Source organism: Burkholderia sp. FL-7-2-10-S1-D7, from assembly GCF_001524185.1.
Taxonomy (GTDB): Bacteria; Pseudomonadota; Gammaproteobacteria; order Burkholderiales; family Burkholderiaceae; genus Burkholderia; species Burkholderia diffusa.
Genome location: NZ_LOWY01000015.1, coordinates 113,125 through 132,437 on the forward strand (window position 1 = coordinate 113,125; position 19,313 = coordinate 132,437).

Annotated in this window: 14 protein-coding genes and 2 pseudogenes; 4 read left to right on the forward strand and 12 right to left on the reverse strand. The window is 62.0% G+C overall.

All coding sequences use genetic code 11. The features are described from left to right. Positions 1-88 precede the first annotated feature (88 nt). The 7 genes from WS75_RS07210 to WS75_RS33365 form a co-directional block, all read right to left on the reverse strand. Positions 89-1,150 (reverse strand): helix-turn-helix transcriptional regulator, encoded by a 1,062-nt coding sequence (locus tag WS75_RS07210; protein WP_059679858.1) that lies wholly within the window; start codon positions 1,148-1,150, stop codon positions 89-91. Between the two features lie 315 nt (positions 1,151-1,465). Then, positions 1,466-1,642 (reverse strand): hypothetical protein, encoded by a 177-nt coding sequence (locus tag WS75_RS07220; RefSeq protein WP_156429728.1) that lies wholly within the window; start codon positions 1,640-1,642, stop codon positions 1,466-1,468. Between the two features lie 93 nt (positions 1,643-1,735). After that, positions 1,736-3,277, reverse strand: coding sequence for a GTPase (locus tag WS75_RS07225; RefSeq protein ID WP_059679861.1), 1,542 nt, complete (start codon positions 3,275-3,277; stop codon positions 1,736-1,738). Beyond that, the gene (locus WS75_RS07230) at positions 3,264-5,051 is read right to left on the reverse strand and encodes a GTPase (protein WP_059679862.1); all 1,788 of its coding nucleotides are present in this window, start codon (positions 5,049-5,051) and stop codon (positions 3,264-3,266) included. The genes WS75_RS07225 and WS75_RS07230 overlap by 14 nt, the downstream gene beginning before the upstream one ends. A gap of 42 nt (positions 5,052-5,093) precedes the next feature. Next, positions 5,094-5,570: a hypothetical protein gene (locus tag WS75_RS34055; protein ID WP_179948886.1), complete on the reverse strand. Its 477-nt coding sequence runs from the start codon at positions 5,568-5,570 to the stop codon at positions 5,094-5,096. Next, a complete protein-coding gene (locus WS75_RS07240; protein ID WP_059679864.1) occupies positions 5,567-6,379 on the reverse strand; it encodes a GTP-binding protein in 813 nt (270 codons plus the stop codon). The genes WS75_RS34055 and WS75_RS07240 overlap by 4 nt, the downstream gene beginning before the upstream one ends. A gap of 66 nt (positions 6,380-6,445) precedes the next feature. Then, positions 6,446-6,856 (reverse strand): hypothetical protein, encoded by a 411-nt coding sequence (locus tag WS75_RS33365; protein WP_156429729.1) that lies wholly within the window; start codon positions 6,854-6,856, stop codon positions 6,446-6,448. A gap of 559 nt (positions 6,857-7,415) precedes the next feature. On the opposite strand from WS75_RS33365, the gene WS75_RS07245 reads away from it, so the two are divergent. The 3 genes and pseudogenes from WS75_RS07245 to WS75_RS35060 form a co-directional block, all read left to right on the forward strand. Next, positions 7,416-7,892 (forward strand): helix-turn-helix domain-containing protein, encoded by a 477-nt coding sequence (locus tag WS75_RS07245; RefSeq protein WP_257129344.1) that lies wholly within the window; start codon positions 7,416-7,418, stop codon positions 7,890-7,892. Between the two features lie 143 nt (positions 7,893-8,035). Continuing rightward, the gene (locus WS75_RS33370) at positions 8,036-8,374 is read left to right on the forward strand and encodes a hypothetical protein (RefSeq protein ID WP_156429730.1); all 339 of its coding nucleotides are present in this window, start codon (positions 8,036-8,038) and stop codon (positions 8,372-8,374) included. Further along, a pseudogene (locus WS75_RS35060) lies at positions 8,332-8,439 on the forward strand (hypothetical protein); the annotation flags it as partial. The gene WS75_RS33370 and the pseudogene WS75_RS35060, both read left to right, overlap by 43 nt. A 501-nt stretch (positions 8,440-8,940) precedes the next feature. Here WS75_RS35060 and WS75_RS07255 read toward each other — a convergent pair. Next, on the reverse strand, positions 8,941-9,618 hold the full coding sequence (locus WS75_RS07255; RefSeq protein ID WP_306453397.1) for a response regulator transcription factor: 678 nt from the start codon (positions 9,616-9,618) through the stop codon (positions 8,941-8,943). Positions 9,619-9,967: 349 nt separating this feature from the next. Between WS75_RS07255 and WS75_RS07260 the strand changes: the two genes are divergently transcribed. Next, positions 9,968-12,391, forward strand: a complete 2,424-nt coding sequence (locus tag WS75_RS07260) for an ATP-binding protein (protein ID WP_306453398.1) — start codon at positions 9,968-9,970, stop codon at positions 12,389-12,391. Positions 12,392-12,393: 2 nt separating this feature from the next. Here WS75_RS07260 and WS75_RS07265 read toward each other — a convergent pair whose 3' ends face one another. The 4 genes and pseudogenes from WS75_RS07265 to WS75_RS07285 form a co-directional block, all read right to left on the reverse strand. Further along, the gene (locus WS75_RS07265; protein WP_059679868.1) at positions 12,394-14,550 is read right to left on the reverse strand and encodes an ATP-binding protein; all 2,157 of its coding nucleotides are present in this window, start codon (positions 14,548-14,550) and stop codon (positions 12,394-12,396) included. 1,296 nt (positions 14,551-15,846) lie between these two features. Next, complete coding sequence (locus tag WS75_RS33375; RefSeq protein ID WP_156429731.1) at positions 15,847-16,377, reverse strand: hypothetical protein; 531 nt, start codon at positions 16,375-16,377, stop codon at positions 15,847-15,849. 56 nt (positions 16,378-16,433) lie between these two features. Continuing rightward, positions 16,434-16,736: pseudogene (locus WS75_RS07280) on the reverse strand (peptidase S8/S53 subtilisin kexin sedolisin); the annotation flags it as partial. A 358-nt stretch (positions 16,737-17,094) separates the two neighbouring features. Next, positions 17,095-19,173 (reverse strand): hypothetical protein, encoded by a 2,079-nt coding sequence (locus tag WS75_RS07285; protein ID WP_059679872.1) that lies wholly within the window; start codon positions 19,171-19,173, stop codon positions 17,095-17,097. Positions 19,174-19,313: the final 140 nt, after the last annotated feature.

Consider the following 19,313-nt stretch of genomic DNA (forward strand, 5'->3'; position numbering starts at 1 on the left):
CGGTTTCGCGCGGCGGTCGCGGACAGAACGCCGCGCCGCCGCCCGATTGTTTCTACTGCGGCGACGAAGGCCTCCACACGTCAAGCGGTCATTCCGGCCGCCCCGCTGCGTCGGCGCGGCTCGCACCGGCCGGCTTGCCGTACATACGTGCAAGCTCACTCGCCTCCCGCACGAACTCGGCACGCAAGCCGGCGGGCGCCAGCACCTCGACGTTCGGCCCGAACGAGCGCAACCACCACCGCAACCGCTGGCTCAACAGCACCGTGCCCTTGACGAAAAGCGCGTCGCCGTCGCGCGTATGCGCCTGATCCTTCGACATCGGTGCTTCGAGCAGATGCTCGCCCGCGCCTTCGACGAACTTCAGCTTGAGCATCACCTCCTTCTCGACCATGAAGTCGAAGCGACGCTGTTGCTTCACATAGGCATCGAGCGAAAAGGTCGGCGGATAGTCGAAAGTTTCGAGCAGCGCGGTGGCACGCGTGAAGCGGTCCATGCGGTACATCGTCGGTTCGGTCTTGCCCGGGGTGCCGCCCACCAGGTATACGAGCCCGCCCACTTCCACGAACCCGAGCGGGAGAATGATCTTCGCCCGATCGTTGTCGGTGTTGTGACGCGGGCGGTAGACGATTTCGAGCTTGCGCTCTTCGAAGAGCGCGCGCGACACGATTGCGAACAGTTCCCGGTCGATCACCGGGTAATGCAGCGAGAAGCCGCCGCTTTCGACCGCAACCTTGCTCGCCCAGCGCGAATAGCGCCGCTCGGTTTCATTGCTCGTCCGCTTCAGCCGTGCCTCCGCGATGTCGAACATCGACGACAGCGATTCGGCCACCAGCTCCGGAATCTGGCGCGACGAAAAGCGCCGCAACGTCTGCAGCGCGAGGGCCTCGTCGAACGTCATCATCGAGCCCGCCTTCGCGGCCATGCCGCTCGCGCCCGCCTTCTTGCGCCACACCAGCGCCGTGCCGCGTTCGAGCACTTCGACGAGTCCGTCGCGCTCGAGCTTCGCGAGGCGCCGGTTGATCGTCCTGACGGTTGGCGTGTCCAGCGCGGTCCGCGACAGCCAGCGGTGAATGTCGGGGGTGCTGATGTAGTCGTCGTGCGTCGCGGCGTCGGGCAGCGCGCGCATGATTTCGCGATCGAGATCGGACATGATGGGTAAGCGTCGCTCGCAAAGGGTCGATCACGGTATATCGGCCGGCGACGCGTATTCTTGAGCGCGTCGTATCAACGCTTCGCGCGAAGCAAGCCCCTCAGGCGACGCAGCGCGTGGTCGACCAGTGCACTCGGCGCATCGAGCGGACCCGCCGGGCGCAGATCCAGGGCGGCGCTACCGCATGCCGGACATTCGGGCGGAACGATGACCACGTCGCTGCGCGGCCTCACCACGCAGTGCCAGCCGCACGTGCGGCACGTCATCCTGATCGGGGAAACGGGAACCGGCATGGCGCCAACCCCAACCAGGCGGTCAGGTCGGCTGCGATGCGCCGTTCGCGGCGTTCACGGCATCCCGGCGCACCTTCTCGATGTACTTGCCCAACGCAACCGTGGAAAGGACGCCGACCGCAAACGTGATCGCAAATGCGGCAAGGCTCTCGAGCGGTGAATTGTTGTTCAGCATGATGGATGCTCCGTGGTTGTGCATGCGTGTTTCGTTGAGTTCGTTCGGAGGATAGCCGTGCATCGCGACATTTCGTGTCGCGATGCACGGGGCGATGCGATCCGCAAGGCGACCGGACTAAAACCCGATGGCCGCGAAGGCGGTCACGCGCGCGGCCCAGTCGCTGCGATCCCGTTCCAGCCCCCCGGCCTTCGAGCGCAATTCGTCACGCTTCGTCTGTAGCGGTTGCAACTGCTCGTGCAGCGCGAGCGCGATGACTTCGTCGACACTTTCGATCAGCCCCGAATGGAGCTGCGAGCAGGCCTCCTCGATCCATTGACCGCGTTGCAGCGCCCGATCGTGCCGGCTCTGGTTGTCACGCTCTTCGCCGTGATATTCGCGTGCGACATCGATCGCGACCGCAGCCAGCTGAATCACCGGCGCGGCCTTGTTCGCCCACGTGCCGAGCGTCTTCGACCAACGCCCCTTGAGCCCGGGAATCTTCAATTTGCGCCCGAATTCCAGCAGCGTCTTGATTTCGTCCTGGTGGACGCCTCGCAACTTGCCGAGCGCGGCGTCGAGCATCTTGCCGGTGAACTCGCCGCCGCTTTCGTCTTCCGCAAGCGGATACTGGAGCCCGTCGGCGGCCAGCGCAGCGCCGATCCGGCCTTTGATGTTGCGCTTGAGCTCCTGTTGCAGCCACGTCTGTACCGTCTCGCTCACCGATTCGGCGACCTGTGTCAACATGGCGAGAATGGCGTCGTTCGATCCGCCGTTCGCAATGGCGTCGCCGATTGCCGGACGCTTCAGCGTCAGCTCGCTGCGGATCTTGTTCGACGCCGCATTCGTCAGCAGCCTGAATTCTCGCGTGACGTGATCGATCTGCGCATCGACCACACGCATGTCGGTTTGCGCGGGTGCCTCCTTGTCGATCGCGTCGGCTACGGGCTTTAAAAGCGAACGGTCCAGGCCTTCATGGATCTGCTGCAGCAGTTTCCTCTCCCCGTCGTAATCGACGAGCCACTGCCGGAACCGGAGCATGAACACATCGAAGCGCGCGTGCTCGAGCAGCACCGCCTTGTTTTCGAGCCGCGCGCGGCAAGCCGATTTGACGTTCATCAGAATCGTGGGGATCGCATCGAGATGCTGCGTGTCGAATCCCCGCTGCTCGGCATGGTTCAGCATCGTTTTGGCGAAACGTGCCTGAACCTCCTCGATGTGCCCTGGGGTGCCGTCCTCGTAGTTGAGCACGATGAAAAGCGGCCGCTTCCGTTCCAGCAGGTCGAAGATCCGGCCCATGATGTCGCTCGAATCCTGGTCCTCCTGGCGCAGCACGAACACGATCAGGTCGGTGCGCTCGAGCTGTGCGAGGCTGATCGCTTCGTGCTCGATGGGCGCGTTGATCCCGGGCGTATCGAGCAGCACATGGCCATCCCAGTCATGGACATGCACCTCGTCGGTCGTGGGAACGTCCCCGACCTTCGCAACTTCGCGCCCGACCAGCGTGTTGATCAGCGTGCTCTTGCCTGCGTTGTACGCGCCGAACAGCATGACGTGAATCTTCCGCGCGTCGATCCGCGCGTGCCAGTCGGCGGCAATGGCTTGCGCGCCTGGCATGTATCGCTGCGCCAACGGGAGTGCCTCGTCGAGCAGCGTCTTGTATTGTTCAAACGGATTCATGTGCGATCTCCTCTTTCAACCCTTCCAGTTCGCGTTCGCTGGCGGATACGACCTGATCGACGCGCTCGACCTCCCGCATCATCAATTCGATCGACGCCTTGCAGCTCTCCACGTATGCAGTGACCGCGCTCGGCAAACGCTTGCGCAAGTCCTGCTCGATCGCGGCATGCAATCGCTCGTAACTCACGCCGACGGTCACGCGCTTGCGCTCGGTGTCGACGAGGTAGTCGCCCCCCTTCTCGCCGAGGAACGTGCTCGCCGCGCCGGCCAACAGGCCGCCGACGGCTTCGCCCACGCCGACGCCCGCGAAGGTTCCGAGGCCGGGAAGCAGGATCGAGCCGAGCACGGCGCCGAGCGCTGCGCCTGCTGCGCCGGCCGCGCCCGCAGCGGCCGCTTTCTTCCAGCGGCCTTTGGTTTCCTCGTATTCCTCGCTGACATCATCGAAGCCACCATGTTGCCCGTCGCTCATCGCGAGCAGTGCCGCGTTGATCTCGCCCGCATACTCCTCGAGCTCGCGCGCCAGGTGTTCGTCGATGGCGTTCCGGCTCAGTGCGGAGAGTTCCCGGTACACCGCTTTCGCGTCGCGACGCTGCTTGTGGCGCTCGAGCAGGCCGGGCAGTTCGCCGAGGACCTCGTCCACGACGCGTGCCGCGATGTGCGGGCCGTTCTTGTCGAGCGCCTGGACGGCGTCATGCGCCGTGTTCTTCACCGTGTCGAGATACGGGCGAATCTCCTTCTGCAGCGAGCCGGCCACGTTTCTTTCGAGGTGATTGATCGTCAGCTCGACGGCCTTGCGCTCCTTGTACTTCGCGGCTTTCTTCAAGGTTGCACGCAGTTCCTCGTAGAGGCGCTGAAAGCCCGCTTCGTCGAGCATTGCATCCGGATCGCCGCTCGAGCGAACGACATGGGCCGAGACCGACACCGGCCTGCGAACCAGTTCGACGTCCATCCCCGACTGATGGAGCTTCGTCCGCGCGCGTTCGAGCACGTCGCTTTCCTGCAACGCGCGGTTTTGCGCCGACTTGTTCCGCAGCACCTTGACGATTGCGCCGTCAACCTCGTCTTCGTCCGTCACGTCGCTTTTGGTGATGACCGGGACAAGCGGCTTGCGGCTCTTCAACTCCACACTCAGCGCGTCGAGCTCCTGCACCTGGCCGGGCGACGTGGAACTGGTGAGCCACAGTACCGCGTCGGCGCTGTCCGTGAACCGCTTCGTCAGGTCGCCGTTTTCCTGCGTGACCGAATGCAATCCCGGCGTATCGAGCAAGATCAGCTTTTCCCCGAGCTTGACGCCCTGAATTCGGGCAGTGGCTTCCGTTGCTGCTTCGACGAACGGCCCCGGAGCGTCGACAATCGCGTCGGCTTCGAGGTAGAAATACTGGACCCGTTCTCCGTGGCGCCTGAAGCGTTCGCCAAGGAAATTGCAGAACGAGCTCTTCCCGGCATTGACTTTGCCGAACACCAGCAGGACGGCCTTGTCACCGAAGGCTTCGCTCAGACGCCGCATCGGCGCGCTGCTGTCCCGATCGCGTGCCCAGCCTGCCACGCATTCCGCGATCCGCTTGCGCAGTTCCTCGACCTGTCCCGTCAGCGCACTGCCCTGCTTGAGTCCGCGCGCCTTGGCAGGCTCCATCTCCAGCCGGCGCGCCAGCCTTGACGACCACCCGTCGAGTTTGGCGAGATCGTCCTGCATCGCACGGGCGACGTGCTCGAACTTTTCCAGTTCGCGGACAAAGCATGCTTCGTGGGTTTGCGCTTTCGCGATTTCTTTCACTTCCAGGCCCCGTTGGCTATTCGTTGTTCTCATGCGGCACGCTCACGCCTGGGCGGATCCCGCGTCGCCGGTTTCCAGCGCGGCAGCCAGCGCTGCTTCGCCCTTCGACGAGAGCGAGCGTAACGCCCGCGCGACGTCTTCCAGGCGGCCGATTTCCGTCTTGACGACGTCGATCGAGTCGCGGTTCGCACACATCTTCGCCGTGTCCTCGAAGCGACGTTCGAACGCCGCGTAGACGCCGGCATTCGGACTGGCCGAGCACGCGCGAACCAGCGCATCGATTTGCGCGTCGGGAATCGTCATCTGGTGTTTCTGGAAAAAGCTCTTGAACGCAATGGCCGACTCCTTTTCGGCGGCCAGTCGCAGCGCGTCGCGCGCCGACGTGGATACGACGCGGTTCGACGACGAGGCGTCGGAAGGCGAAGGAATGGCGTCCGCGATCTTGTTGATGCCGTCGGCGACGGATTCCAGCGCCGATTCGAGCAAATCCGTCAATGTCGAGAAGAAGGTCATGGTCATACCTCGCTGAATTTCTTGTAAACGTCGGCTTCGAGCCGCCAGAATTCGCGCTTGAATTCCGCAATCATCTTGTTTCGATCCCGCTTCAGCATGGCCAGCCGATCCCGAAGCGCGGCATCTGCAATCGCGAGATGACCTCGCAGCACGTTGCAGCACGTCAGTAACTCGCTGGCGCGCGCCGCATGGACGTGGGCGGCGACCTGCGTGATCCGGCGCTTCAGCGCGCGCATGCCGCTCTTTTCGATCATCAGTTGCTTGCCGTCCTCGCGCCCGCGCTTGTAGCGCGTTGCCGAGACGGGGAAGACCTCCAGCGCGCCGACCTGGTCGCGCACGATACGTTCCACGTTGGCGAGCGTGGCTTCGTCCACCTGGTCGATCTGGGTCAGCACGACCAGCGCCGCGCGCCCCGAATGCGTGGCGTCGGCGGCAAGGTCGGTGACCAGCGCCTGTTCGCTGCCATCGAGTTCGCCCTCCCGAACCGAGTGGACGAACAGGCGAACGTCGGCCACTTCCCAGGTACCGCGCAGCGCAAGGCGATCGTCTTCGGACATGACGTCGGCATCGAGGCCCGGCGCGTCGAGCCAGCGCACGCCGTCTTGCTCGAGCGCGTCCAGTTGCGTGGTCTGTCGCGCATCGGATACGGCGAACACGCTTTCGCCGATCAGCTCGTTCAGCAAGGAACTCTTGCCGTGGTTGAACTTCCCCAGCACGGTGACGACCGGCGGCCTGTCGAAATCCGCCAGTTGCTCGAGACGCGAGATTTCCGCGTCGCGTCCGGGAAAGTAGGCTCGAATTGCAGTCAAATTCATGAAATCAACCGTTTGAATGACGACACAAGGAGCGCGCGATGCAGCCGCGCGCGGCAATGCATCCGGTCAGGGCCGGCTGCCGGTCGGAAATGGCCATGCGTTGGCAGGGTTGAGGGCTGTCTTGACGGCTGCCTCCGGCTGCTGCGATGCGGATGCGTCAGGCGTCGCTGCCGGCGCGCCCCTGACGACGCGTTTCGGCTTGGTCGATTTGCCGCCGGGTGTGCGCGATGGGCCGGGAGACTTCCTGGGCGCCGCCTTTTTGGGCGTGGAAGCATTAGCAGACGATGCATCGGGGCCGGGGGAAACGTTTGCGGCGTCCGCTTTGCCGCGATAACCGAATACCTGCTCCGGCGTAAAGCGATATTTCGTGATGCTCGCCCTTACTTCGTCGAGTACTTGCTGAACGTCTTCAAGGTTCGCCTTCCGGCCAATCACCGTGGAGGACTCACTTTGACTCGTCACCTTCCGCGAGGACATTTTTCATGCTCTCCATGTGCGGGAACCGTACACCCGAAGATGCAACAGGTTTTCCCGGTACAACACCATAACCACGCGATTTAACGAACGAATCTCATTCATGCCGGATCGTCCGGAATCTGGGAACAAGACAACATTTTGTTAACGGAATGCAATGCGCATTTCTTTATAGAGTGCAGTCATTTTTTTCTCGATCATGTCGCTGCAGGAAAAGCGAATCGGATATTCACGCCGGCGAACTGGCCCGGGGGCGAAGTGTGCCGTGCAATTCGGACAATGGGTGTCCCGATGGCGGATTCGATTCCACGGCGGCGTGAACAACGATGTGCATGCATCGATCACGACGCCGGTGCCGGCGATGCATAACCTAATTCGACATCGGGACACCGTATGTCCGAACGGGCGTCGACAATACCAACTCGACAACAACCGGACGATATTCTCGATGCCATTCTCATCGGACATGCGGTGCTCGACGTTCCTGGCCGGGAACCGCCCTCCCAAAGACGATTCGGATAACCAAGTAAATCTGTCTATCACTGCACGGCGAGCCCAACCGATGGCTGACAACCTTACTTTCAATCACGGGGCAATCAACCCCGCCGCCATGAAAATTCCGCTGAACGAGCGGCCCATGTCCGAGAAAATGCAGCATGTGGCCAACTGGATCGCGAGCAACTTCGACAAACCCGTCAAGGTGCGACAGGCCGCCGATCTCGTCGCGATGAGCGAGCGCACCCTGCTGCGCCACTTTTCGAGCGAGATCGGTATGACACCCAGCGCCTATTTGATGCATGTCAGGCTGGCACGCGCGCGTGCGATGCTGGAATTCACCGCACTCCCGGCAGACTCGATCGCTCGACGTTGCGGGCTCGGGAGCGGCGAGCATCTCGCGCGCCTGTTTCGGCAACACTTCGACGAGACCCCGATCGAATATCGGCGCGCACATGCGCATGCGCGCATGCGTGTAGCGGAGTGCGACGGCGCAAGCGACGCGCCCGAACTTCTTTCGCGCGTTGACGCTGCCGGCCGCTGATGCGAACGAAGTCCTCGCGCCGGACGCGATTTCAGAGGCGCGAGGGTGAAGCAAACATGCAAGCCGGCCGAGTGCCGGCGAAGCAAAACAAAAAATGACCGGCAATCGGCCTGGAAATCGATTCGATGCATGCCGGAATCTAAATGCGCGACGGGCGCCCAGGCGCACGATTCACTCTCGGCAACATCCAGGAGGGAACAGATAGCGCGGCGTTCTACGGTCTGATATGGAGCCTGCTCGAAAACGAGGCGGCTATGCCGCTGCGGAATGACAGCAAGCCAGTGGATGTCGCAACCCAGCGCCACAGCCTGTGGCACGGAGTCAATATCCAGCCGACTCGCCATGGCGCCAACGATGACGAAGGGGAGGCCAAGGTCGGCACGATGATTCCGCAGTTCAGACTTTATACGGCGCGATCAAGCCGGATCGGCGCGTTGTCCTGTGTGCAGCGTTCAACTCCCCCCTTGCGCCCGACATTCTGATCTGCACCTCGATCGGCAGTAAGGGCATCGATCTTCACAAGGAGTGTGCGGAAGTCATTCATCGCGACCTGCCATGGAACCCCGCCAAGCTCGAACAACGCATCGGACGTGTCGACCGCGTCGGCAGCCTCGCAGAAACACCGGGCCAATGGGTTCGTGTCGGCATACCGTTCCAGGAGCAAAGCTACGAGCGGTTCCAATACAGCGTGCTGCTTGCGCGCGCCCAACGCTTTCAAGTTCTGCTGGGCAAGCCTGACTTCGAGCTGAATTCTCTGGAAGAGGAATCAGGGGACGATAATGACGGCGATGTGAAGGAACTCGAGGCAGATCTCGATGCCACGAACGACGAGCCGCCCCCATCATTTCCCAAAGGATTTTTGCAGTGGCTATCTGTTGACCAGCGGAACAATGTGCCGAACGCGGACAGCGGAGGGAGCCAACCGGGCCAATTGTGCCGCAGCCGCAATTGTTCCCACGGCACAATGCGCCGCGCACTCACCTGTCCAACTCCTCCACCACGCCTATGTGTCCAACGATATTCGACCGCGGCGATGACCGGAGTTGATTCAGTGTTTCTCGATCAGTGTGCGGGAAGCGAACAATTCGGCATCGTTGCGGATACCGAGTTTACGATAGGCCGATTGCTTTTGCGCGCTGATCGTCTTGGGACTTCGGAAGAATTTCGACGCAATCTCCGACACGGACATACCAGCAAGAAAGCACCGCAACACTTCATGCTCGCGCGGGCTGAGCAGCAAGTCCGCCGGCGACCCGGAATCGGGCGACGGTGTATCGTCGCCGCTCGCGTCCCTCGGTTCGGCCCCACGTGAATCTGTCGTCGTGCACCACCTGATCCGGTTCGAGAGTTCGGCGCTGATAAATGTGTGACCACTTGCCACGACGCGGATCGCGCGTGCGAGTTCACCGAGATCCTCGCTCTTCCCGAAAAAACCGAGCGCACCTGCGCGCATCGTCATGTTGACGGTCGCTGACGTATCGTTGCTCGACATCATCAGCATCCGACAATCGGGGAACCGTGTATTGATGAGCTTGACGAGATCGAGGCCGTCGATCTCGTCGGGACCAAGCGTGTAGTCGAGTAGCACCACATCCGCGCGGTTCACTTCGAGCCAGCGAATCAGGTCGCGCGACTTGCCGAAGCTCGCTACCAGTTTGATGGAGCTCTTCTCGGTCAGGTAATTTGCAATCCCGAGTTGGACGATGGCATGGTCGTCCAGAATCACGACGCGGATCGGCTGGTGCCCAGGCCTCATAGTTACCCCTATCGTTGTTGTATACGGCGCGAAACGGCGAGCCCCGTTATTGTCGCGGGATGCCATCCATGATTATTTCGACTAGCTTACCGGCTTTTGGGGCAATTTTTAACCCTGGTGACTCAATGTGCAGGTCCTCCGGTCGCAGTGCCGCATTGCGTTTCCGCAACGCGCGACCTATGATGACGGTCTCATTTTTCGGTTTTACCTGCGGTCATCTCTGCGTCCGATACTCGTCTGAGGACCGTCCACGGCAGACCGGCCAACAATCTGGTTGAACAACGTGAGCAAGCTGAGTTTGAAACGATGTGCCATGCTAATGAGCGCAATCGTCTGGCTGACGCCCACGTTCGGATGGGCAAGCAATTCGCCGCAATTCACAGCTGAAGAGAAGGCGTGGATTGCTGCGCATCCGGTGGTGCGCACCGCAATCGATCCACACTGGCGCCCGTTCGAATTTCGCGACCACGGGAAAGTAGTTGGCATCGTGCCGTCGTACCTCGAAGCGATTTCGCGCGTGAGTGGATTGCGCTTTGAGTATGTCGACGGCCTGTCATGGGCGGACTCGCACGACGCCCTGATCTCCGGAAAGATCGATGTGGTGCCCGACGTATCGAAAAGCGCAGATGTGTCGATGTATCGCGCCGGCGTCACTGTCAGTCAACCGTACTTCGTCGGCACGATGTTCGTGGTCGCGCCGGAACACCTGAACCTGTTCGTCGATTCCCGCAATCTGGCCGGCAAACGAATCGCGATCAAGGGCAAGGGCGGGCTGGAATATGCGATTCGCCAGAGCGGCCTGCCGGTGACGCTGCTGACCTATGACGACGAACAGGATGCACTCACTGCCGTCGTCGACGGAAATGCGGATCTCGCCCTCGGCACGGACATATCCATCATGCCGCTGCTACGCCGACAGTTCCTGGGTCGGCTGTTCCTGGCGGGCGGCCTGCCGGACCGGCCATATGCGCTGGCCCTGGCAACCCGCAGCGACATGCCCGTGCTCGCATCCATTCTCGATAAGTCGTTGGCCGCGATTCCCGCTCGCACGGGCGAGGAGATTTCACGCCAATGGATGGAGTCGACTGACTACGGCGAGCCGACGCTGCGCTCAATCCTTTACTACCGACGCTGGCAGGTTACAGCAGCCGGCGCCACCGTGTTCGCGCTAGCAGCAATCGCGTTCCTTTCGTGGCGCGCACGCGCCGCTGCAGTTCGCAGCGAGCGCGAAAAGGCAATGTTCCTCGCGTTCGTGAGCCACGAGATCCGCACGCCGATGCACACGATCCTTTCGTCGCTCGAGCTGCTGCAACAGTCGCAGCTCACGCCGAAACAGGCTGGTCGAGCGGATGCAGCCGTTGCCGCCTCGGAATCGCTGCTGACGCTGCTCGATGACGTGCTCGAATACTCGCGACTCGAATCGCACAACGTCACACTCACGCCAGAACCAACGCAAATTGAGGCGTGGTTGCGGCGTAGCGCCGACATGGTGCGCTGGAGGGTCGACGAGAAAGGACTGAACCTTGCGCTTGAACTCGCCTGTCCAGCCGATTTGACCTTGCTGATCGATCCGGTCCGCACGCGGCAGATCGTGCTGAATCTGCTCGTCAATGCAATCAAGTTCACGTCGGAGGGATCAGTCTGGCTGCGTGTCGACTATCTGGAAGGCAAGCCGAACACTGCCGGTTCACTTGTGATCGAAGTGCGCGATACGGGGATCGGCATCCCGCCCGCGCGTCAGAGACGCATCTTCGAGCCGTATCAGCGCGTCGAGGAGCCGGGCAGCCGTCGCGTGAACGGCAGCGGCCTGGGCCTGTCGATCTGCCGCGAACTGGTCGAGCTCATGAACGGGGTGATTACCGTCAGCAGTAGCCCAGACAAAGGCACGATCTTCACCGTCATCCTGCCTGCGCAACGTACCCGATGGGTAGCCGGCCGGAATGCGGTCGTGCCGGAGGCGCCTTCACGTGAACCCGACACGACCGATACGCCGGCTTCCCAGCGAGTCGACGAAGGTCCGATGATCCTCATCGTCGACGATCACGAAGCGGTTCAACATGCGATCCAGCATCAACTTGATGCGCTCGCGTGCCGTTCGGCCATCGCCGGCAACGGCGCGCAAGCGCTCGATCGGTTCGAGCGCACTCAGTACGACATGGTGCTGCTCGATTGCAATCTGCCGGACTTCGACGGCTACACGGTTGCACAGCGCATGCGCGCCAGCGAGCAGCAACGCGGACAGGCGCGCACACCGATTATCGCGATCTCGGCGTCGACGGAAGATGCGCATCGTGAGCGCTGCTTCGACAGCGGCATGGATGGTGTGCTCGGCAAGCCGCTGCGGCTCGAAGCGTTGCGGCAGATGATCGATCTTTGGTGCCCGGCAAGCAAGCTTGACAGGCGCCAGCCGCCTGTCGAACCAACACCAATAGCAGGTCGGGAATTTCCAGAGATCTACCGTCGAAGTGTCGACGCGGATCTGGCGTCTCTGTGCACCGCACTCTCGGCCGGCGATGCTGACAAGGCGCGCTTTATGGCGCATAGAATCAAAGGGGCAGCCGCGATTGCCGGGCATGCCGGGACGAGTAACCTGGCAGCCGAGCTCGAGCGCATGCTGGAGGCGGTGTCCGACACGATTCCTGGCAATGTCGCCCCGCTTCATGATGAATTGTTACGGCAACATCGCATCGAGACGGCTACGCCGGATGCAGGCCAACCCAGGCCCAGCAGCACGCGCACGTAAGCCTATGTGGCTACCGCCTGATCCGGTTCAACACCCGCATACGCGGGGCACCACATCGCGATCATCTGCCGCAACGCTTCGAGCCGCAGCGGCTTGCCAAGCACACCGTCCATGCCGCTCTCGAAGCAACGCACCTTGTGCGCGTCGCCGGTATTTGCCGATATGACGATGATCGGAACGTATCGCCCCTTTCTTGCAGACTCGCGTTGACGGATCGCGCGTACGAGCGCGTAGCCATCTACGTCTGGGAGATTGCAATCCAGCAGCACCATGTCGACATGTGTGCGCGCGAGCTGCTGCAACGCGGCCTCCCCCGAGTCAGCGATGATGCCGACGCAGCCCAGCGCCTCGCATTGATCCTGCAGTGAGGCCCGTACGGCTTCGTTATCATCGACGATCAGGATGCACGGTACTTTCCGGCACGATTGGGCGACGGGAGGTGGCGCGCTCACCGGCGCCCAGGCGGTTGACTGTACCGACGACGCGTTATCCGTGACTGCAACGGGCAGCTTGACCGAGAAGACGGTCTCGACGTGCGGTGTACTGCTGACCGTAATCGTTCCACGCATTAACTCGACGAGCTTACGGCAGATCGCAAGGCCGAGCCCGCTGCCGGCTCCGCCGGAACGTGAAGCACGATCATCTTGCCAATACGCATCGAATAGATTCTTGAATTGATCCGCAGCAATGCCAACTCCCGTGTCGCGGACTTCCAGAAGCAGCGTCCTGTTACCCCGTCGGCGGGTTGCGGAAATGCGAACACGCAACGTAACGATGCCGTCATCCGTGAAGTTGATTGCATTGACTAGTAGGTTCAGCACGATCTGGCGCACGCGGACAGGATCGATCTCGACATGCAGCGCCGGAGGGATCTCGATGTCTAGCGTCATCGAGATTCCCTTGGATTCGGCACGCCAGCGCACCATATCGACGGTTTCTCGGGCCCACGACTCAAGCTCTACTGCCTGCGCGGCAAACGTCACCTTGCTCGACTCGAGGCGGGAGTATTCCAGGATATCGTCCAACAGCGCCAAGAGCGCTCCTGACGCGGACATGGCCGCATCCGCTCGATCGGCCTGTCGTGGCGGCAAATGCGAGCGCCGCAGAAAATCGAGCGACGATAGAACAGTCTGCATCGGCGTGCGGATCTCGTGGCTCACGAACGCGAGGACCATCGCCTTGTCCAGCTTGCTGCGAATCGCCGCCGCGCGGGATTTCCAGTAGAAATAGGCGAACAACGCGAATATCAGCAACGTTGCAGCAATCGCGACCACCTGCGGCGCGCGATCATGCAGGATTGAGCGTAGTGTCGGCTTGCCGTTGTCGCCGAGTTCAACCCAGTCCTGCATGATCGCAACGGTTTCGCTCACCGGAATCGCTGCGAGCGACTTGTCGATGATCGACGCCAGAATCGGCAGATCGGCGCGCGTGAGCATGGCCAACGACACGGGGCGATCCGCCAGCATGCCGGACATGTAAAGCTGCCCCGGGAATTGCCGGCGAACGATCGGCAGAATCGTGACGTCGATGCCAAGCGCGGCGTCGGCTTCGCCGTTGGCCACCGCAGCAAGTGCGAGTTCCTCGGTGTCGAACGTCAGCACGTCGAGCGCGACGCCGCTATGACGAATGAAGTATTCAACCGCGCCTCGCCCCTTGATCGCGACGCGCCGGCCTTCGAGCCGCTTCAGACTGAAAACCATCGCGGAATTGTCACGTGTCACGGCAGTCAGCCGCCCGACCAGATAAGGTGTACTGATGAGTACGCCGCTGCCGACACGGTCAGATACCAACTCTCGCCACACACCCGGCAGCAAATCCACCTTTCCGGTAGCGAGCGCGTCGTACGCACGGCCCCATTCCGTCCCAGGCACCGTGTCGAACGTGAGTCCGGTCATTTTCGAAATCGCGTTCAGGTAACCGGCGACAACACCAGCATGCTGTCCGTTGCGTACATATTCGATAGGACTCCAGTTCGCCTCGACTGCTATATGAACGATCGGGTGTGCGTCGATCCATCGCAGCTCTTCATCGGTGAAGATCGGTTTCTGCCAAAACATTGAAGCCACCGCGCCAGGCAGCAAGACCACGCAGACAACCAGAAGCAATGCACGACAGAGCGAACGCCATTGGGGCCAGCGCGAAGCGCGTATGTTTTTCATGATCGATGCAGCTTAGATATGTGACGATGCTGATGGGATGAATCGCGAGCCGCCGCTGCGTCGCGAGCGGGATCTTGACTCAGGCGACACATCGCACAAAGCCCGACAACTTGCTTCTCGTTCAGGTGTCGCCGTCAGAATCCCGTAGGATGGACGTCGGATCACCACGCCGCTGCCGGCTCAGGTGCTACGTATGGGAGACCCTGAGAATGCAACACCCACATATAGAAGGCTTGAAGAAGGTTTGAAAGGTACATCGCGCGCGAACTTGTCAACGGTCGTGCGCGTTGTTGCGCGCATTGTTTAGTGGGGATTCTGTATTACAAAGTGTCGCCGCAACATAAGAATTGTCCTAAAAATGGAAGGCGACGTCATCCGCGCCACGGCTTCACGAAGGACCGTTCGCAATCAGGGCGTAAGTCTGACCTGCTCTAAAAATCCCGGGCACAAATGAGTGTTAATGTTCTGCAGGCTGAACCGCTTGGATTTCTTGGAGAGTACCGAACATTAGTGGTCGGTTTTTGGCCTTCCCGCGTTCTCCCAGACACAAGCTCGCCGGCGCCGGCATCTTATGCCGGGTGGCTCGGACGCGCCGGCCGCCGATCGCATCGCACCGGACAATTGCGCCGGCACCGTGTACGACGTCGCCACGCTAAGGTGGCGCGAGACCCTCGGCGGCGCATTCGCGTACGAGGGGGCCCTCGATATGGACCTGCGCTTCCCGCTCGATCCAAAGCAACTCGCGACCGACACGTCAGGCGCGCCCTGGTTTGGTACCGTCTCGGCCAGCGGCGAAGTCCGCGTACGTGCTGATTGGCTCCAAGCGACTGCGGCCTTGGCGGTGCTCCGCGCTGACATTAGACATTCCGCGAATAAAGTCTTCGATACCGCACCGCTTCGCCTGCATCGTGAGCGCCAGTTCCGTCTGCGACTTTGCCAGACTCCCAGCGGCGATCGACATAAGGACTGCAGCCGCTTAAGCGGCTTTCGATCCCCGCACCCGATCGCCGTCGGTGGCACCTAGGAATTAGATTCTGCGTAGGATTTCTGTAGAAGTACTCATCGGGTGCTACACGGCACGACTTTGTCGGATTTGAATCCGTCTAATCGAGTGCAGTCTTCCTTCTCGTGAAAAATCAGGACGCGTTGCGCGCTTACACCCGCATTCGAGACTGTCTTTGTCCATCTTTGACTTTCTTTCAGACGTATCTGATTGTTCCGATGAGTCGATTTCGCGACGATAGGTTCGCGTGGGAGGCGTCGGTCTGATAGCGCGATTCCTTCCCTGCAAATCATTCACTCAGATTTTTGGGATGGTTCTGAACAATGAAAAAAATAACCCTGACTCTTCTCTTGATGGCGCTTGCCGCGCCCGCTTTCGCAGGCCAATGCAATAGCTACGGCTATCAAAAGAAGCTGCGCAAGCTTGAAGTCAAAGCCGAAGCCGCGAGCAGGTATGGCGACAGGATCAAGGCGCAGAAGCTCCGGGAGAAGCGCCAGTATTTGATGTCCCGTTGCCAGTTGACGCACACCATTGGCGGAGCGGCTGAAAACCATGTCCCGTACCAATATCACTGATTTGCCGTAGGCGCAGGCGCGCGGTGTCAGGAAACGCGCGCCGTCCGCGCGTGAAAACAGGCAGGCCCTCGAATCACGATCGACATGCACGGCCACCGCTACTGGGAGCACGACGCGTGGGTGCATCGTCATCCGCGTGAACACGATCCGTGGCGTGAGGACGAGCGCGAGCACATGCACGAACACGGCTATCGTGAATAGCGCCGGCGCGCCGCCAGATACGAGGGGGAAACCCCTGCCGATCAACATTCTCGTGTGTGGCGCACCGGCCCGCCTGATTTTCTCGGGCCGCCAACATATCCACGTCAAGGTGCGGCCATCAGCGCCTGGATCAGATTGGCGGCCATCGGGCGCCCGAGGCCGGTCACGTAGTCGTATCCGACCGCCGCAGTACAAAGCGTTCCGCATGTGTCGTTCGATCCGCTGGCAATGTCGCGGAAGTTCGCCGCGTAGGCGCTCGACGCGAGACCGTACAGCACGCTCTGGATCGCACTCACCGCGTTCAGCGTCGTCTTGCCGCGCGCGATGCGCACGCTATTGACGATCGCGACCAAAGCGGACCATTGCGGTGCGCCCGCGCTCGTGCCGACGCCGACGCCGACGAGCCAGCGTACCTGGAGGCCCAATGTGACGAGCCGACGGGAAGCGTCGCGATGAACGATATGAGGTTGTCTGGCGGGGCAGCGCTTGGGACTCCGAATCGCTACCGCCCGTTGCTGGGCATCAGCAAGCGCCGGGAATCAACGGAGAATGATTCGCCGAGTAACACCGGCGCTGCAAGCGTGTGGACTGCGTGGCTGTCTCCCGATTCATACCCGATGAAGTGACAGGAAAGATGTTCACACATGAAGGCCGTTCAGGACATGGCGCGCATCGTCTCGCCACGCCATGACGCAAAAAGGGCCGGCGGGATAAAAAACCACCCCGCCGGCCCCATCCTCACCGGGCATATCTGCCCGGCCTCCGTCACCGGTCGTACTCGAACGACTCGGTAAAGAGCGTGTCGACCGTGTCGGACCAGCTCAGGTTCACGAACGAGAAGTCGGTGCTGCCCGTCCAGCCGGCCACCGACGGGAACGCGACGCCCTGGTCACCCGGCACGTTGAGCGTCACCGCCGCTCCCGGCAGGACCGGCGACGCCTGTGCCGAACCGTTGACGAACGTCGGCGCGCTCTGCCCCGACGCGGTCGCGCGAATCTGCACGTTACCGCGCTTGACGAACGGCAGCCCCGCCTTCGACGTCCAGCTCAGCGGGAATGTCGCGCCGCCCGCAAACGTGCTGGCGGTGCCGGGCGTCAGGCTATCGCGCGTGGACTGCGCCAGATCGTGCCACACATACTGGCGCAGCGCGTCGGGCAACGGCGAAGGTGTACGCAGCCTGACCGTATAGTGCCTGGCCGGCGCGGACGTGTCGCCATTCTGGTAGACGTCGATCGTATAGGCACTGAAGGGCTTGATGTCGGCCAGCTCGGCGGCGCTCAGTTGCGGCTTCGCCCACGCGGTATTGTTGCGCGGCGCATCGCCGGGCCACGTGAACAGGCTCTGGTTGGCCGGGTCCTGCGCGACGCCGGCCAGGCGGAAATTGTTGCGGCACTGCGCATTCTTGGTCAGCGCGGCGAGTTGGGCCGGCGTCTGCCCGCTCGCGATCTGCGCGCGGATGTTCAGCGTGTCGCACGTGCCGCTCGACGGCTGGAGGAACACGCCGTTTCGCAATCCAGGGCCGTTGACGATCGCGAAATCCACCGCGGTGCCCGATGCATCGACGGTGCCTACCTGCAGGTTGAGCGAATCGACGAACGCGTTGGTCCCCGTCGACGGATTGGCCGGATTCAGCCAGTCCCATTTCTGCGCATTCGCGTTCACCTTGCTCAGCACCGCTCGCTGATTGCCGACCACGCGCCAGCCGGTATCGCCGCTCGCGAGGCTGCTCGCCTGCACCGCGAGTTGCACATGCTGCTGCATGCCGTCGCGAATGCCGTCGGTGCGCGTCCACGCGAGCTTGACCCACATCGTGTCGCTGGCGATAACGCGGATGACCTCCGGCAAGCTGAAGCTGGCGTTGTTCATCGCATCGTCGGCCAAGATGCCCGGCGCGCCGCCGGCATGCGCGCCGAATTCCTGGTTGGCGGACATGCCGTTGTTGAGATACGCAGCAGGCACGCCTGCGTTCAGCGCGCCCGGCGCGACGCCGTCGACGAAGATCCGGCCGCACGCCGATACGTTGCCGCCCGCGCGCGCCGCGCCGGTCGAACCGGCGAAACACTGATTGAGCGCACTCTGCAATCCCGCCAGGTCGCTCGCGCTCGGCAGGTTCGACACCACCGTGCCGTTGATGGTCGCGGCGGCCGGCAGGCTGGCCTTGTCGCTGGGCTGCGGCGCGACACCGGGGGCGAGCTGAAGCTGCACCGGCGTATCGCTGGACGCGCCCGCCACCGAGCTGATCTGAACGCTGCCGTCCGGCAACACGTTGATCGTCACCTGGTCGAGCAGCCGGTCGAGGCCCGGCCCGCCGGCCGTCAGCGGGCCGGAAATCAGGTCGACGCCCGTATTACCGGTTGCGGTCAGCAGGTCGGCCAGTGCCGACGAGTAGGCCTGAACCGTGCTGGCCACCGCCTGGGCAGTGACCTTGCTCTGCAGCAACCCGGTGTCGGACAGCAGCTTCGTCGGGTTGTCGCCGATGATCGTGGCGGCGATCGCATTCGTGATCGGCGTGATGTTGATCGTCTGCGTGCCGCCCGTGGCACTGAGTGCGATCAGCGTGGCTTGAGAATCCGCGACGTTGCCGTAAGCGGACAACGCGAACGGCGCGGTCAGCCCGGTCACGGCGCAATGAAACGCGCCGGTCGTGGCGTCGGCGGGACAGTCGACCGATTTGCCGGTCGCATCCATCAGTTTGACCGCCGCGGCCTGCATGGCCGCGCCGGCGGCCGCGACGCCGCTGACCGTCTGTGCGGCGGGTTCGGATGGTGACGAAGATGAACCGCCGCCGCCGCAAGCAGACACCGCCAGCGCTGCGATACCCCACACGACAGGTTTGAGTTTCATTGTTTTTCCCCCGAGTGTTCCGGTTATCAGGTGCGATACGCAACGCGCATGCACGCTGACCGGCATTCTCGCAAAGGCGATTTTTTCGATCATCATTCAAGTGAATGAAAATCCGGAAACAAGGCGGTACGAAAGGCAAA

Excerpts from the sequence above, each read along its gene's own strand:
- WS75_RS07210 (WP_059679858.1), bottom strand. The coding sequence starts at position 1,150 with ATGTCCGATCTCGATCGCGAAATCATGCGCGCGCTGCCCGACGCCGCG.
- WS75_RS07220 (WP_156429728.1), bottom strand. The coding sequence starts at position 1,642 with ATGCACAACCACGGAGCATCCATCATGCTGAACAACAATTCACCGCTC.
- WS75_RS07225 (WP_059679861.1), bottom strand. The coding sequence starts at position 3,277 with ATGAATCCGTTTGAACAATACAAGACGCTGCTCGACGAGGCACTCCCG.
- WS75_RS34055 (WP_179948886.1), bottom strand. The coding sequence starts at position 5,570 with ATGACCATGACCTTCTTCTCGACATTGACGGATTTGCTCGAATCGGCG.
- WS75_RS07240 (WP_059679864.1), bottom strand. The coding sequence starts at position 6,379 with ATGAATTTGACTGCAATTCGAGCCTACTTTCCCGGACGCGACGCGGAA.
- WS75_RS33365 (WP_156429729.1), bottom strand. The coding sequence starts at position 6,856 with ATGTCCTCGCGGAAGGTGACGAGTCAAAGTGAGTCCTCCACGGTGATT.
- WS75_RS07245 (WP_257129344.1), top strand. The coding sequence starts at position 7,416 with ATGGCTGACAACCTTACTTTCAATCACGGGGCAATCAACCCCGCCGCC.
- WS75_RS33370 (WP_156429730.1), top strand. The coding sequence starts at position 8,036 with ATGCGCGACGGGCGCCCAGGCGCACGATTCACTCTCGGCAACATCCAG.
- WS75_RS07260 (WP_306453398.1), top strand. The coding sequence starts at position 9,968 with ATGAGCGCAATCGTCTGGCTGACGCCCACGTTCGGATGGGCAAGCAAT.
- WS75_RS07265 (WP_059679868.1), bottom strand. The coding sequence starts at position 14,550 with ATGAAAAACATACGCGCTTCGCGCTGGCCCCAATGGCGTTCGCTCTGT.
- WS75_RS33375 (WP_156429731.1), bottom strand. The coding sequence starts at position 16,377 with ATGTTGATCGGCAGGGGTTTCCCCCTCGTATCTGGCGGCGCGCCGGCG.
- WS75_RS07285 (WP_059679872.1), bottom strand. The coding sequence starts at position 19,173 with ATGAAACTCAAACCTGTCGTGTGGGGTATCGCAGCGCTGGCGGTGTCT.